Below are 15573 nucleotides of genomic sequence, written 5' to 3' on the forward strand. Positions count from 1 at the left end.
TAAAACGCTGTTCTACTTTCTTCCACACTGGAACTCTCTTGCAAAACGTCATCGTCTCTTTGCGCAAAGCCATCGAGCGCACGCCCTGGTATCCGAAACGGCGTTCTTACCGCACGTTGTTCTGGCGCGAAATAACGCCCCTCGCTGTCCCGATCTTTTTTGAGAATGCCTGCGTGCTGCTGATGGGCGTACTGAGTACTTTTCTGGTCAGCTGGCTGGGTAAGGAAGCGATGGCGGGCGTTGGGCTGGCCGACAGTTTTAACATGGTGGTGATTTCATTCTTCGCGGCGGTCGATCTGGGGACGACCGTTGTCGTTGCCTTCAGCCTGGGAAAACTCGACCATGAACGCGCCCGCGCTGCTGCCCGTCAGTCGCTGGCCATCATGACCGTTTTCGCGGTGCTTCTGGCCATACTTTTGCAATTTTCCGGGCATGTGATTATCGACATGATCGCCGGAAATGCGGAGCCGGAAGTCAAAGAACTGGCGCTGTCTTATCTGCAAATGAGTAGCTGGAGTTATCCGGCGGCGGCCATCGCGCTGATAGGTTCCGGTGCGCTGCGGGGTGCGGGCAACACCAAAATCCCGATGTTACTGAATGGCGGGATGAACATCCTCAATCTGGTGATCAGCAGCGTGCTGATTTACGGCTGTTTTGGCTGGCACGGTCTGGGCTTTATTGGTGCCGGTCTGGGGCTGACTATCGCCCGTTATATCGGTGCGATTGCGGTCATTGTTGTGCTGATGGTCGGTTTCAACCCTTCGCTGAAAATCTCCCTGAAAAGCTATTTCCTGCCACTCAATACCAATATTTTGCGTGAAGTGCTGGGCATCGGTATCCCGGCCAGTATTGAATCCGTGCTGTTTAACGGTGGTAAATTACTGACACAGGTTTTTGTGGCGGGCATGGGCACCAATGTCATTGCCGGTAACTTTATTGCCTTCTCGATTGCCGCACTGATCAACCTGCCGGGGAATGCGCTGGGGTCAGCTTCTACCATCATCGTTGGTACGCGCCTGGGTAAAGGGCAAATTGCCCAATCCGAGCGCCAGTTGCGCCACATTTTCTGGTTATCCACTTTCGGGCTTTGCGTGCTGGCGTTCCTTTCCGTGCCGTTTGCCGGTTTGCTGGCGCGGTTTTACACCAATGAACAAGACGTTATCGACGTCGTAAAAATCCTCATCTGGCTCAACGCCGCCTTTATGCCTTTCTGGGCCGCTTCCTGGGTATTACCTGCAGGACTAAAAGGCGCACGCGACGCACGTTTTACCATGTACGTATCGATGCTCGGCATGTGGGGTTGTCGTATTGTGGTGGGCTATTTCCTCGGTATTGTTCTTGGTTTTGGCGTGGTCGGTATCTGGCTGGGGATGTTCCTCGACTGGATCGTGCGCGGGATATTCTTTTACTGGCGCATGGCGAGCGGTCGCTGGCTGTGGAAATATCCGAAAACGAAAAGAACCGAATAGTTTTGACTGCTACGCCCGCCGGTACATCCGGCGGGGATGGCCAATTTTCCCGTACAGCATTTCGACTTTCAAATCCCCTTTCTGCACACAATGTTCAAGATAGCGCCGGGCGGTGGTTTTACTCAAACCGGTTTCACTGACCACTTCATCCACTGAATAGCAACGCCCGCCCTCCTGGATAAAGATGCCTTCAACCAGATTCAGCGTATTTTCCTCGATGCCTTTATTGCCTGCTTTCTGTGTAAAATCCTTTGCCTGTAGCTGATAAAGACTGTCGACGTTTTGCTGATCCACCACTTTCCAGGCACGCTGTGTCTGGCTGAACTGAATAAAACGCTCCAGCGATTGTTGCAGCCGGTTCCACGACACAGGCTTTAAAATATAATCAAAAGCCCCGCAGCGGATCGCCTGACTGCATGTGTTCATGTCACTGGCCGCAGTAATAAAGATTACCGAACAGTGGGTCTTTTTAAGCAGGTCATTTTCAATTAATGAAATGCCCTGACCGTCAGGTAAATAGTTATCCAGCAGCAGAAGCTGCGGTCGTTTTGCTTCTATAAGCTCTCTGGCTTCCCGCAACGTTGTTGCTACACCCGCCAGTCTCAGCCAGGGATGATTGTCTATAAGTTCGGCATAAAGCTGTGCCAGCCGGTTTTCATCTTCCACAATCATTACGTCAATTATTTCAGCTTGCATCATTTACTCACTTCCGTATTTTCCGGTTGAAGGTACTCTGCTGTATGACCTGGAACTCCGTTACCGTTGGGGATAAAAACAGAGAAAACAGCACCGGTTGGCGGATTGTCGGAAACCTCAATACTGCCACCAGCATGGCTGACATAGCTGGCGACCAGATGCAGCCCCAGGCCGTGATCCCCTTCCGGCTTTGAAGTCACCCCCATCGAAAATATGTCTTCCCGCCGTTCCTGCGTAATACCCACTCCGTGATCTGCCACTTCGATCACCAGTTCATCTTTGCTGCAAACGATATACACCTCGACCGGCCCTGCCTCGCTACCGCGCAGCAACGTAGCTTCAATGGCGTTATCCAGCAGATTTCCGATAACTGACATCAGCTCAGTTTCACTCAGTGCTGCCGGCAACCGGGTTATCTCACAGGCCGGGTCAAACTCCAGCACGACGCCTTTTTCCCGGGCACGGGCATATTTGCCCAGAAGTAATCCGCACAGTCTGGGTGAGCAAAAACGCGCCGAGACAAAATCCAGTATTTCCTGTGCATTTTCTGATTGCGCCTCGATGTAGCGTATGGCCTCATCGTAACGCCCCATATGCAACAAACCCGCGAGCGTCGCCGTCCAGTTAAGCTGTTCATGGCGCATGATGCGCAGGTTATCGGCATAACGTTGCACCTGACTGAGCTGGATGCTGAGCCGGTCGATATCGCTGCAATCGCGGAAAGTAATTACCCAACCCTGCAGCTGATTTTCCAGCATGATCCGCACCCGGCTGGCGATCACCGTCAGGTTATTGAACAGGCAAATTTCATCGTGAATATCTTTTTCCAGCATCACCTGCGGAGTGAAAAAGCCGACCGGAACGATGACCTGCTGAAGCGGGAGACCGCGCAATTCACGCGACGGCGCCTCAAGATTGAGTAATTTTTTGGCTGCCTGGTTGATCACAGCCACGCGAAACTGGTCATCAATGGCGATCACGCCTTCGTAGATAGACTCCATCAGGGCTTTTTGCTGACGCACCAGCAGACCGATGTCGCGCGGTTCCAGCGAGAACATCTGCTTTTTGATCGAGCGGGAGAAAAACCAGGAGAAGGTAAACAATGCCACCAGCAAAGTGACCGCCGCCAGTAAAATGCTGATCACTTTCTCGAGCGTCAGGCTATTAATGTGGCTGGTCAGATACCCGACCGAGACGATACCTATCACCTGATTTTCAGCATTGCGGATGGGTGCTTTGCTGCGCAATGACAATCCGGCGCCTCCCAGCCTGATAGTGGTGGTACTTTTACCGGCCAGCACCTCTTTGTTATCCCCGCCGATCAGCGTTGACCCCAGCCTGTCGGCATCGATGGAGTGAAACAGATGCATCGCTTTCCCGTCGCCGATCACCATATAACTGGCATCACTGTGTGCAGAGACATTCCTCATTAAATGGTTAATTGCTGAAATATCCTTATTTTCAACTGCGTTTATTAATGAGGGAATAAGTGCAATTTCGTCTGCCTGAACTTTTGCACGAATACCCATATCTTCATACAACTGTCTCTGAATATCCTGATAGTAATAAATACCCACTATCGAAAACAGCGCCATAAATAACATAACAAGATAAGTAAAAAGTTTTATCTGAAAAGAAGGCCGAAACCGCATCAGGCAACCTGTAAACAAACAGTGATATAAATAACAGTGCAGGGATATTATCACCGGGCGGTATTCCAGTCAGAGTGGAGAATAAAAGTTGCGAGGCGTGCCGCAGAACATCGCCCGCCAAAGCAAGCCGCGGGTGGCGAGATACATAATTCACAACAGTTATTTCACCATAAATTAACAGCAATATTATAATTACAAATAACACCATAAAAACCACGAAAAAATAAACTCAGCCACTTTATGAATTTAATTAAAACCATAAAAACCTTTCACTCCTTTAAAATACCGTTTCTAATTTGCGGCACCTCACATATTAGCGGGCATTATCTCTCTTACACTCCCTGCACAAATTGACACAGGGGATTCATCATGAGTACAACCGACGACACCTATTCTGTTCCCGCGGGATCTTCACCCGCAAAACAGCTCTCATTAAAAGAAAAATGGTGGCATATTCTCGACACCTGGAAGATCGGTATTATTCCACTGCCTTTATTTGTCATGGCTGGCGTGCTGATCGCCATTGATTGCCTTGATGGAAAACTGCCCAGCGATATTGTGGTGATGGTCGCTACTTTAGCGTTCTTTGGTTTCGCCTGCGGTGAGTTCGGTAAGCGTCTGCCTTTCATCGGCAAGATGGGCGCGGCGGCGATTTGCGCCACCTTTATCCCTTCCGCACTGGTCTATTACGGCCTGCTGCCGGACGTTGTGGTGGAATCCACCACTAAGTTCTATAAAAGCACCAACATTCTTTACCTCTATATCTGCTGCATTATCGTCGGCAGCATTATGAGCATGGATCGCAAAGTGCTGATCCAGGGTTTCATGCGCATCTTCTTCCCGATGCTGTGCGGTGAAGTGGTCGGCATGTTAACCGGCATGGGCGTTGGCCTGGCGCTGGGCATGGAACCCTTCCAGATTTTCTTCTTCCTGATCCTGCCGATTATGGCCGGTGGCGTCGGTGAAGGGGCTATCCCGCTTTCCATCGGTTACGCGGCATTACTGCATATGGATCAGGGTGTGGCGCTGGGTCGCATTCTGCCAATCGTCATGCTGGGTGGTCTGACCGCTATCGTTATTTCCGGCTCACTCAATCAGTTAGGTAAACGCTATCCGCATCTGACCGGCGAAGGCCAGCTGATGCCGACATCCAAAAATGCCACCGCTGACAGCAGCAAACTGAGCAGCACCGGCGGTAAAGTTGATGTCACCACCATTGCCGCAGGCGCGTTACTGGCCGTTCTGCTTTATATGGTGGGCATGCTGTTACACAAACTGATTGGTCTTCCTGCACCTGTCGGCATGCTGTTTGCAGCGGTTGCGCTGAAACTGGCGCACGGCGTTTCACCACGCCTGCTGGAAGGTTCTCAGGTGGTTTACAAATTCTTCCAGACATCTGTTACCTATCCGATTCTGTTCGCCGTGGGTGTGGCAATCACACCGTGGAATGAACTGGTCGCCGCATTCACCCTTTCTAATCTTTTGGTCATCGTCAGCACCGTTGCGGCGCTGGTTGCGACCGGTTTCTTCGTCGGCAAGAAAATTGGTATGCACCCGATTGATGTTGCCATTGTCTCCTGCTGCCAGAGCGGTCAGGGCGGAACCGGTGATGTCGCGATCCTGACCGCCGGTAACCGTATGCAACTCATGCCATTTGCGCAAATCGCCACCCGCATCGGCGGCGCGATCAATGTCTCCGTGTCGCTGCTGGTGCTCGGCAACTTCCTCGTCTGAGACTGTGTGAAATCTCTTTAAATCAGGACCTAATATGAAACTGGCAAGCTATATCTATCAGGGGCGCAAGTCCTACGGCATCGCGACCGACAAAGGCATCATTGACCTTGGTCGTCATCTCGGAAAGCGTTATCCGGATCTCAAAGCCCTGCTGGCGGGCAATGCGCTGTCGCAGGCTCAGGAACTCGCCGCCCTGCCCGCTGATCTGGACTTCGCCGACATTACATTTCTGCCGGTGATTCAGAATCCGGAGAAAATTCTCTGCGTCGGCATGAACTACGCCGAAAAGCGCAAAGAGTTTGATCAGCATAATCCGGCACCGACGCTGTTTGTGCGTTTCGCTGACTCTCAGACAGGTCATGCATCCCCCATCATCAAACCGAGCCGTTCCGTTGAGTTTGACTATGAAGGTGAACTGGCGGTGATTATCGGTTCTGCGGGGGAAAATATCGCACGTGAAGACGCCCTGTCGCATGTCGCCGGATACAGCTGTTACATGGACGGTTCCGCCCGCGACTGGCAGCACACGTGGTTTACCGCCGGTAAAAACTGGCGTCAGACCGGGGCATTTGGACCGTGGATGACCACCGCCGATGAAATCCCCGATCCGCATACGCTGGCAATCCGTACCTGGCTCAACGGCAATATGGTGCAGGACGACAACACCTGCAGCATGATCCACAAAGTGGCTGAACTGATTGAATACATCAGCACCTTTACCTCGCTTCATGCCGGTGACGTGATCATCACAGGTTCACCCGGCGGTGTGGGCAAAAAACGTGTGCCGCCGCTGTTTATGAAACCCGGCGACCGCATTGAAGTGGAAATCGAAAAGATTGGTCATCTGAGCAATGTGATTGTCGCCGCAGACATAAAGGTTGCCCCCCATCGTCACGCGAGCCCGGCTTATGTTCAGTCGTAATACGCCTGACTTTCACGTCATCTCTGTCAGCAAGCCACCAAAAGGCATGCTTGAGGACATTCGTGCCCTGCTTCAGCAAAGTCAGCTGGGCATGGATGATGACATTGAACAGTTTGTGGTGGCCTGTTCAGGCCACCATGTAGTCGGCTGCGCAGGTCTGGTCAGTAACACTATTAAATGCGTCGCCGTCGCGTCCGGCTGGCGCGGTGAAAATCTCAGCGCCAGATTGCTCAGTGAAGTTGAGAACCTGGCGGTTCAGCGCGGTAATTTCCATCTGTTTCTCTATACCCGCCCTGCCAATCTGGCGCGTTTTCGCGGCTGCGGATTTTATCCGCTGGTGCAGTGGGATGATGTGGCCGTACTGATGGAAAACACACCGGTGGGTATCAGCCATTACTGTCGTTCGCTGCAACGTCACCTTCACCACGGTCAGCGTATCGGTGCGGTGGTGATGAATGCTAATCCGTTTACCCTCGGTCACCGTTATCTGGCAGAACAGGCGGCCGCCACTTGTGACTGGCTGCATGTGTTTGTGGTCAGCGAAGACGTGTCGTATTTCCCGTTTCAGGAACGGCTTGAAATGGTGCGTCAGGGCGTCGCGGATTTGCCTAACGTGACCGTACATGCCGGTTCGGAATATCTGATTTCGCGCGCGACCTTCCCCGGTTATTTCCTCAAGGATGCCGGGCTGGTCAATCAGGCATGGAGCGTGATGGATTTGCTGATTTTTCGTCAGTACATCGCTCCGGCATTGGGCATTACCCATCGGTTTATCGGCAGCGAGCCTTTTTGTCCGGTCACCCATCAGTACAACTGCGACATGCATGACTGGCTGGAAACGCCGGGCCGCTCTGCCTCACCGCCACTGAGCGTTATCGAATTGCCACGGAAACGCCATGCCAGCGGCAGAGCCATTTCCGCATCCGAAGTGCGCGCATTGCTCAAAACGCAGCAGCTGGCGCGTATACGCGACATCGTTCCGCCCGGCACTTATGCGCACCTGAAACAGCATTATTGCGTCACGGCGGCGGTTGAAACGACGCACGACGACTCACTCACTATTTCACCCTCACTTTGTTAACTGCAGGAAAAACCAATGAAAATTATGAAGGAGGCGCTGGCAGGAACGGTTGAATCCAGCGATTTGCTGGTAAAAATCGCCCCGGCCAGTGAGCTGACGGTGATCATCAACAGTGAAGTCATCAAACAGTTTGGCGACCAAATCCGCAGCGTCGTCAATGAAACACTCAGCGCCCTCGCGGTCACGGAAGGTTTGCTGATTATCGACGACAAGGGCGCGCTTGATTGTGTGATCCGCGCGCGCGTTCAAAGTGCGGTAATGCGTGCTGCACAAGCCGAAGAGATTAACTGGGAGACATTAAGATGAAGAAACTGCGCCGCAGTATGCTGTTCCTGCCCGGAGCCAGCGCCGCCATGCTCTCCACCGCGTTTATCTATCGCCCGGACTCCATCATGTTTGATCTCGAAGATGCTGTTTCCCTGCGCGAAAAAGATACCGCACGCATTCTGGTATTTCATGCGCTGCAACACCCGATGTATCGCGATATTGAAACCGTAGTGCGCATTAATCAGCTCAGCACACCATTTGGCCTTAAAGATTTAGAGGCCGTAGTACGCGCGGGCGTGGATGTCGTGCGTTTGCCGAAAACCGATACGCCGGAAGATATCTTTGAGCTGGAAGCACATATAGAGCGCATCGAAAAAGAGTGTGGTCGCGAAGCCGGCTCCACCAAAATTATGGCCGCCATTGAATCGGCCATTGGCGTGATCAATGCCGTGGCGATCGCCCGCTGTTCACCGCGCCTGATCGGCATCGCACTGGCAGCTTTCGATTATGTGATGGATATGCAGACAGAACGCGGCGACGGCACAGAGCTGTTTTATGCCCGTTGCGCCGTGCTGCACGCGGCCCGTGCAGCGGGCATTGATGCCTTCGATGTGGTGTATTCCGACATCAACGATGAAGCCGGTTTCCTGCGCGAAGTCGAACTGATCCGCAAAATGGGCTTCAACGGAAAATCCCTGATCAACCCGCGTCAGATTGAGTTGCTGCATAACGCTTACGCGCCGACCCCGGAAGACGTGGATTACGCGAAACGGGTGATTGCCGCCGCCGAAGAAGGTGAACGCAAAGGGCTGGGGGTGATCTCGCTCAACGGCAAGATGATCGATGGGCCGATCATTAATCACGCGCAGGTAGTGCTGGAACGCGCCAGTGCGTCTGGCGTCCGCCGCTAGCCCTCAAATTTGCACAGGAATATCAATACAATGAGTCATTTCACTGAAATGTTGCACAGCGAATATCCGCAGTTAAAACACCTGGTTGCCTTTGACGGTGCGCACCGGACGACACCTTATCTTTCTGATCCCGATGCCCGTCAGCACCGTAAACTTTGCACTTCACTGGAACAGGCGATTGCCCGCAGCGGCGTGAAAGACGGTATGACCATTTCCTTCCACCACGCGTTTCGTGAAGGCGATCAGGTCATTAATAACGTAGTCGCTATGCTTTCAAAACTCGGCTTTAAAAATCTCACGCTGGCGTCCAGTTCGCTGATGTCCTGCAATGATGCGCTGATCGAACATATCCGCAGCGGCGTCATCAGCCGTATTTACACCTCCGGAATGCGCGGCAAACTGGCTGACGCTATTTCTCACGGACTGATGGAAGAACCGGTACAAATTCACTCGCACGGCGGGCGGGTAAAATTACTACAGGATGGCGAACTGAACATCGATGTCGCATTTCTCGGCGTGCCGTGCAGCGACGAATTCGGTAACGCCAACGGCACACACGGAAAATCCTGCTGCGGTTCGCTGGGCTACGCGATGGTCGATGCACAATTCGCTAAAACTGTGGTGCTGCTGACAGAAGAACTGGTGCCCTTCCCTAATATGCCCGCCAGCCTGCTACAGGATCAGGTGGATTACATCGTCAAAGTCGATCAGGTCGGTGACCCGGCCAAAATCAGCGTCGGTGCCGCCCGTGTCACCAGCAACCCGCGGGAGCTGATGATTGCCCGCACAGCCGCTGAAGTCATTGAATTTTCAGGCTATTTCAAACCCGGATTTTCGATGCAAACCGGATCCGGCGCAGCGGCCACAGCCTGCACCCGTTTCATGGAAGAAAAAATGGAACGCCACCAGATAACCGCCCGTTTTGCCCTAGGCGGTATCACCGGCAGCCTGGTGGATTTACATGAAAAAGGGCTGATTGAAACGTTGCTCGATACACAATGTTTTGACGGTCAGGCGGCGGCATCGCTCAGCCGTAATCCGCAACACATCGAGATTTCTACCAACGTCTATGCCAATCCGGGAGCCAAGGCGGCGAGTTGCGATCAGCTGGATATCGTTATTCTGAGCGCACTTGAAATCGACACCGGTTTCAATGTCAACGTGATCACCGGTTCCGACGGCGTGATGCGCGGTGCTTCCGGCGGTCATTGCGATGTGGCCAGTGCCGCCAATCTGACCATTGTCGTCGCGCCGTTGCTGCGCAGCCGCATTCCGACGGTCGTCCGTCGGGTCACGACCCGCGTGACACCGGGGGAAAGCATTGATGTGCTGGTGACCGATCATGGTATCGCCGTGAATCCTGCGCGACCGGAGATCCGCCAGCGGCTGGAAGACGCAGGGATGAAAGTGATGGATATCGAAGCGTTATACCAGCGCGCCATTTCTCTGAGCGGTGAGCCGAAACCGATTGAATTCACCGACCGCGTCGTCGGCGTGATCCGCTATCGCGACGGCAGCGTGATCGACGTCGTTCATCAGGTCAGAGAGGACGCATAATGACTACTGTGACGCCTGCACCAGCAGGCGTCAGTCTGGAGGATTTGCTGGCCGCAAAGGAACTGCGCGCCAGACGGCAAACCGACTGGCTGACACAATTCACACAACCGCTGATTTCACTCACGCTGGTGACGCCGGGGCCGGTGAAAGATTCTGTTGCCTGGCGCCAGGTCATGCGCGCGGCGCTGCAACAGGCCGAGGTCATGTTGCTTCAACATGGCTGGCCGGTGCTTAAACATCAGGTTTTCTGGCTCCCGACAGGCGCGGAAGCGTTCTGGTGTGTGGAGCATTATGCGCCAGAAGTGAAAGCGGCCACGGTTGAACTGGAACATTCTCACGCACTCGGGCGTTTATGGGATTTCGATGTTATCTGTCCGCAGGCAGGCGTTGTTGGACGCCGTTCGCTGGATAATGCCAGCCGCCGCTGTCTGGTTTGCGATGGCCCCGCCCACGCATGCGCCCGCTCGCGTAAACATCCGCTATCTGAAGTGATGCTAAAAGTGGAGGCGCTGATTGATGGCTGGCATCGCACACTCTGAGCTCCTTTCTGCTGCCTGCATTGCGACGCTGGCGGCTGACGCCCTGCGCAGCGAAGTCTGGCTGACACCGAAACCAGGGCTGGTGGACAGCATCAATAATGGCTCGCACTGTGACATGGATTTGCCGCTTTTTTTACGCAGCATCGACGCCATCACGCCGTGGCTGTATCAGTTTTACGCTCTCGGTCAGCAGGATTTTTTGCAACCTGCGCAGTCAATGCTGATGCGCATCCGTCCGACCGGGATTGCCTGTGAACAGGCCATGTTCGGTGCCACACAGGGCGTGAATACGCACAAAGGCGGTATTTTTTCGCTGGGACTGTTATGTACAGCGGCTGGCAGGATCAGCGCGCATCGCCAGCTAATGACCCGTCGCGGGATATGTCGCGAAGTGGCTGCCATGACACAAGGGCTGATTGAGCGTGAACTGCAAAGCTGTCGCCAGCCGGTGACGGCGGGTGAACGGCTGTTTGTGGCACACGGCATGACCGGAGCACGCGGCGAAGTGCAGAGCGGATTCCTCACCCTGCGCCGTCACGTTTTACCTTACTGGTATCAGGAAAATAATCCTGAGCGCCGCAGCCTGAATGCCCTGCTGCGTCTGATGGCGTATAACCCTGACACTAATCTGGTGTCGCGCGGTGGTCTGAACGGACTGCATTTCGTGCAGGATTATGCCCGCCGGTTGCTGAAAAAAGGCTGGCAGAAAGAGGATTTGCAGGAGATGGACAGGCAGCTGATTGCCCGCCATCTCAGCCCCGGCGGCAGTGCTGATTTACTGGCGATTGCCACCGTGCTGATGGCTTTTCCGCCATGAACGCGATGCCAGAAATAAACCTGAGACGTTTGCCGCGCAACTGGCGGCAAACCGTTCTTATTCACTGCGGAACAGGACATCCGGTGTAGCGTTACTCAACAATGCGGGTTTGGGTTGCCGGTGCAGGCCGAGATTTTTGGCAACACAGAAAAACCATCACCAGCAGCGGGATCCAGCCCAGCACAATGCCCAGCGTGATTTTCATCCAGACATACGTTTCCGGTGATGCGTATTCCATCAGGATGGAATTCAGCAGACGCGAGACAATGCCTGCCAGGTAAACACCGCCAAACCACCAGCCGGAGCGGTTAATGTCATGCATGCGCCTGACGCCGACCGCCAGCAGCGGTAATGCCGTCGCCAGTGCAAAAAGGGTATAAGCGACGCCCGCGTAGAAAACGCTGTAAGGATTTCCCACCAGCGTGAACCCCAATGACACACCCATTGTCAGCAAAATAATTATCAGCAAATTGCCCAGCGCAAAGGTCCAGAACTCCTTGCGGCTCGCACGTCCCCGGAAATCCACATATTTTTTCCAGCCCTGCACATAACTCTGCCATAACGTCATTGCTTCACTTCCTTTTGCTGTTCAGTCGTCTGCTTAACATAGTCCGGGGATTTAACCGGTTTATCACTGGCCGCGCAACTGCCTGGCCAGAATATCGAGCTGGTCGGCTATCTGATTAAGATCCTTATCCTGCACACCCGGCGCACTGGCAGAGTTTCTTACCACCAGTCTGGCGGGCAGTATTTTGGAAGGCATCCCGTCATTGTTATCAGCCAGCAGATGTTCAACCGCTTCTTTACTTTGCAAATCGAGATCCAGCGATACCGTGGTCAGCGCCGGATGGAAAAATGCACTGTCATACGTATCGTCATAACCCACAATAGAAACCTGCTGCGGGATAGCCACATTGTGCTGATGCAGCGCGCTGATCACGCCCAGCGCCATCTGGTCATTCCCGACAAGTATGGCGGTAAACTGCGGCGTTTCGCGCAGCATCTGTAATGCGCTGTAATAACCACTTTTTGCGCTCCAGTCACCGTGGATCACCGTCACCGGCACAATGCCCTTTTCTGCCAGCGTTTCCTGCCAGCTTTGCAGCCGCAAACGTGAGGAAACCGAATCATCCGGTCCCGCCAGTAAGGCAAATTCCCTGTGTCCCAGATTCAGCAAATATTCCACGCTGGCCCGTGAGCCGTCCGCCGGATTGAAGCAGACATTGAATACCGGACTGGTCGGATCGACATCCAGAAACAGACAAAGAATGTCGCGGTTATTTTCATAAATTCGCTCCGCCTCGGCACTTTCCAGCGGGATATTAATGATGACCTTTTCGACGCGCTGTGATTTCAGCTCGTTAATGGAGTCCTGAATGCTCTGATTGACGTCTTCATCAATCATGGAAATCAGCACCTGATACCCGGCCTGATGAGCATATTTCTTCACAGAAGCGGCAATCTGTGACGGCGCGTGCAATGCCAGCGATGTCGTCACCAGTCCGATGGTAAAGCTCTGTTTTCCAACCAATTGCTGCGCCAGCCGGTTTGGCACGTAGCGCAATACTTCAATGGCCTGTTCGACCTTCAGACGCGTGGCGTCTGAAACATTGGCCGACTTGTTTAAAACTCGCGACACCGTCTGATACGAAACACCGGCATAGCGGGCAACATCTTCTAATGTCGAACTTTTTGATTTCATTCTTTCCCCAGACCGCAACCCGTGATTTTGCATAATTCTATGATAATCGAGCCAAAGTACGGGATCTCATTTAAAAGTTCAATCCGGACACCCTCCCGTTGCATAAGTTATACGTTAACATTGCATACAATCGTGATTTACATCACTTCAACTTTATATTTAACGCATAAGTTGTAGACATATATCACATTTCACAATATGTAAAATTGATCATTATTGTTTCTGGGTATCTTATACATTTCGTAAATGTGAACGTCATACAATCATAAGGAAAAAAAATGAAACACAACTTACGCACTCTGGCTGTGGCGGTTTCGCTCGCCATCACAGCAGGCCCTGCAATGGCTAATGATATTGATTTTCATGGATATCTGCGTTCGGGGCTGGGGGTTTCTGGCGGTGGCAGTCTGGAGCAATTCCAGAAAAACAAGGTCGGGCGTCTGGGCAACGAAAACGACACATACGGCGAAGTAGAACTGGGCAGCGAAGTCTATAAAAAAGACGATGTGAGTTTTTATGTCGATTCGATGGTCAGCATGGTGTCGGACGGTTCGAATGATGATGAAAGCACCGTCGATGACGATGCACAGTTCGGTCTGCGTCAGCTAAATCTGCAAATCAAAGGGCTGGTGCCGTGGGATAAAGATGCGGTGATCTGGGGCGGTAAACGTTATTACCAGCGCCACGATTTGCACATCATTGATACCAAATACTGGAACATTTCCGGTGCCGGTGCCGGTATTGAAAACCTGAAAATGGGCGAAGGCACGCTGTCTCTGGCGTGGATCCGCGGCGATGCCAATGACGTGGATTACCGCGTGGATGGCAATAATGACGTGAACATCAACTACATCGACGTACGCTATGCCGGCATCAAACCGTGGAGCGGCGCGTGGATGGAAGTCGGTGCCGACTACGCCATGCCAAACCTGTCGCATGATCAGAAAGAGTACGGCGGCCTTTACGACGCGGATAACGGCGTGATGCTGACCGGCGAAATCAGTCAGGACATGTGGGGCGGCTATAACAAACTGGTGTTGCAGTACGCCAACAAAGGTCTGGCGCAGAACATGATTTCGCAGGGCGGCGGCTGGTACGATATGTGGAACTACACTAATGACGCCACCGGTTATCGCGGCATCATCACCGGCCTTATTCCGATCACCAGCAAGTTCAGTCTCAACCACGTGCTGACGTATGGCCATGCCGAAAACATCACCGATTACACCGACACCACTGAGCTGGTTTCTCTTGTGGGTCGTGCGCAATACCAGTGGACCGATTATGTGCGTACCATCGGCGAAGTCGGTACCTTCTACCAGAAAGATGATTACAAGAACGGTTCGAATTACAAACAAGGCGGTCAGAAATATACGCTGGCAATGGGCCTGGCGGCCGGTCCGGAGTTTATGTCACGCCCTGAACTGCGCGTGTTCGCGTCTTATCTGAATGATTCTGAGCATGGCGATACGTTTGACGACCATACCAAAGCGGATACGTGGAACTTTGGAGTCCAGGTGGAAGCCTGGTGGTAAATTTCCTTCATTCTTGAAGCTGTTGCTGCGTTGGCTGCGTTTACTCACCCGAATCACTGACATGAGTCAGCTCATCGGGACTCGCTCACTTGCTGCCTTGCTGCAACTCCAATGACTTTGAAAAAACAGGTGTTAGTTATTAAAGAAATATCCTCATTGTGATAAAGCGACAGATAAAAACTTAATTTCTCTTGTAGGGGATCGTTACGTTTTTTCTCCGCACAGCAGCATCATTATTATATTTTATAAAAAGCAGAAACAATAAAGGCAGCCTTGTGTCGGGCTGCCTTTATTTTTGGCGTTATTTAAATAACAGAGTTAATTACTTTTTAAGCCAAACTTCTCAGTCATTAATTTTTTCAGGCTGTCGGACTGTTTGCCAAATATCGCATGTACTTCCTGACCGATAATCACCACGCCAATCGCGCCGGTTTGCTGGATAGCACCGGAATTTACGCGCTTGAGTTCCTTTACCGTTACGCGCAGGCGGGTAATACAGGCATCAACATTAACGATATTATCGCGACCGCCGAGTGCATCAATTAATAACGCTACGTCAGTGGATGGCGGCACTTCATTTTCCGGGGTTTTATTCTTCGCAGAGAATACATGCATAAAGTCTTTAATATTTACCATGATCAACACTCTCTTTCAGGAATGAAAAAAAAACGTGCAACCGGGAAACCTGATT

General features: G+C 52.5%; 15 protein-coding genes. 10 read left to right on the forward strand and 5 right to left on the reverse strand.

Annotated features, from left to right (window positions below):
• Positions 1-38: 38 nt before the first annotated feature.
• Entirely contained in the window at positions 39-1469 is a 1431-nt protein-coding gene (locus CKQ54_RS16595) for an EmmdR/YeeO family multidrug/toxin efflux MATE transporter (protein WP_120161346.1), read from the forward strand.
• Positions 1470-1478: 9 nt separating this feature from the next.
• Here the strand turns inward: CKQ54_RS16595 and CKQ54_RS16600 are convergent, their stop codons facing one another.
• Together CKQ54_RS16600 and CKQ54_RS16605 are read right to left on the reverse strand one after the other, a co-directional pair.
• A complete protein-coding gene (locus tag CKQ54_RS16600; RefSeq protein ID WP_112289895.1) occupies positions 1479-2165 on the reverse strand; it encodes a response regulator in 687 nt (228 codons plus the stop codon).
• The gene (locus CKQ54_RS16605; protein WP_120161344.1) at positions 2165-3817 is read right to left on the reverse strand and encodes an ATP-binding protein; all 1653 of its coding nucleotides are present in this window, start codon (positions 3815-3817) and stop codon (positions 2165-2167) included. Before CKQ54_RS16605 ends, CKQ54_RS16600 begins: the two co-directional genes overlap by 1 nt.
• Positions 3818-4186: 369 nt before the next feature.
• Between CKQ54_RS16605 and CKQ54_RS16610 the strand changes: the two genes are divergently transcribed.
• Genes CKQ54_RS16610 through citG form a run of 8 tightly spaced genes read left to right on the forward strand, consistent with a single transcriptional unit; the run spans position 4187 to position 11645 of the window.
• On the forward strand, positions 4187-5551 hold the full coding sequence (locus CKQ54_RS16610; RefSeq protein ID WP_120161342.1) for a 2-hydroxycarboxylate transporter family protein: 1365 nt from the start codon (positions 4187-4189) through the stop codon (positions 5549-5551).
• A gap of 34 nt (positions 5552-5585) precedes the next feature.
• Complete coding sequence (locus CKQ54_RS16615) at positions 5586-6473, forward strand: fumarylacetoacetate hydrolase family protein (RefSeq protein WP_120161340.1); 888 nt, start codon at positions 5586-5588, stop codon at positions 6471-6473.
• Positions 6460-7554 (forward strand): [citrate (pro-3S)-lyase] ligase, encoded by a 1095-nt coding sequence (gene citC / locus CKQ54_RS16620; protein WP_120161338.1) that lies wholly within the window; start codon positions 6460-6462, stop codon positions 7552-7554. The genes CKQ54_RS16615 and citC overlap by 14 nt, the downstream gene beginning before the upstream one ends.
• A 15-nt stretch (positions 7555-7569) precedes the next feature.
• The gene (gene citD, locus CKQ54_RS16625; protein ID WP_112289882.1) at positions 7570-7860 is read left to right on the forward strand and encodes a citrate lyase acyl carrier protein; all 291 of its coding nucleotides are present in this window, start codon (positions 7570-7572) and stop codon (positions 7858-7860) included.
• Positions 7857-8732 carry a citrate (pro-3S)-lyase subunit beta gene (citE, locus tag CKQ54_RS16630; RefSeq protein WP_112289880.1) on the forward strand — a complete coding sequence of 292 codons (876 nt, stop codon included), beginning with the start codon at positions 7857-7859 and terminating at the stop codon, positions 8730-8732. The genes citD and citE overlap by 4 nt, the downstream gene beginning before the upstream one ends.
• A 30-nt stretch (positions 8733-8762) precedes the next feature.
• Complete coding sequence (gene citF / locus CKQ54_RS16635) at positions 8763-10289, forward strand: citrate lyase subunit alpha (protein WP_120161336.1); 1527 nt, start codon at positions 8763-8765, stop codon at positions 10287-10289.
• Positions 10289-10828: a citrate lyase holo-[acyl-carrier protein] synthase gene (gene citX / locus CKQ54_RS16640; RefSeq protein ID WP_120161334.1), complete on the forward strand. Its 540-nt coding sequence runs from the start codon at positions 10289-10291 to the stop codon at positions 10826-10828. Before citF ends, citX begins: the two co-directional genes overlap by 1 nt.
• A complete protein-coding gene (gene citG / locus CKQ54_RS16645) occupies positions 10806-11645 on the forward strand; it encodes a triphosphoribosyl-dephospho-CoA synthase CitG (RefSeq protein ID WP_120161332.1) in 840 nt (279 codons plus the stop codon). Before citX ends, citG begins: the two co-directional genes overlap by 23 nt.
• Positions 11646-11736: 91 nt before the next feature.
• Here citG and CKQ54_RS16650 read toward each other — a convergent pair whose 3' ends face one another.
• Positions 11737-12213 carry a DUF805 domain-containing protein gene (locus CKQ54_RS16650; RefSeq protein WP_120161331.1) on the reverse strand — a complete coding sequence of 159 codons (477 nt, stop codon included), beginning with the start codon at positions 12211-12213 and terminating at the stop codon, positions 11737-11739.
• Positions 12214-12276: 63 nt separating this feature from the next.
• Positions 12277-13347 carry a LacI family DNA-binding transcriptional regulator gene (locus CKQ54_RS16655; RefSeq protein ID WP_120161329.1) on the reverse strand — a complete coding sequence of 357 codons (1071 nt, stop codon included), beginning with the start codon at positions 13345-13347 and terminating at the stop codon, positions 12277-12279.
• Positions 13348-13625: 278 nt separating this feature from the next.
• On the opposite strand from CKQ54_RS16655, the gene CKQ54_RS16660 reads away from it, so the two are divergent.
• Positions 13626-14882 carry a maltoporin gene (locus tag CKQ54_RS16660; protein WP_120161327.1) on the forward strand — a complete coding sequence of 419 codons (1257 nt, stop codon included), beginning with the start codon at positions 13626-13628 and terminating at the stop codon, positions 14880-14882.
• 318 nt (positions 14883-15200) lie between these two features.
• Here CKQ54_RS16660 and CKQ54_RS16665 read toward each other — a convergent pair whose 3' ends face one another.
• Positions 15201-15518, reverse strand: coding sequence for a PTS sugar transporter subunit IIB (locus CKQ54_RS16665; protein ID WP_112289867.1), 318 nt, complete (start codon positions 15516-15518; stop codon positions 15201-15203).
• Between the last annotated feature and the right edge of the window lie 55 nt (positions 15519-15573).

Origin of the sequence: Rahnella variigena, assembly GCF_003610915.1 — a bacterium.
In the GTDB taxonomy this organism is placed as follows: Bacteria; Pseudomonadota; Gammaproteobacteria; order Enterobacterales; family Enterobacteriaceae; genus Rahnella; species Rahnella variigena.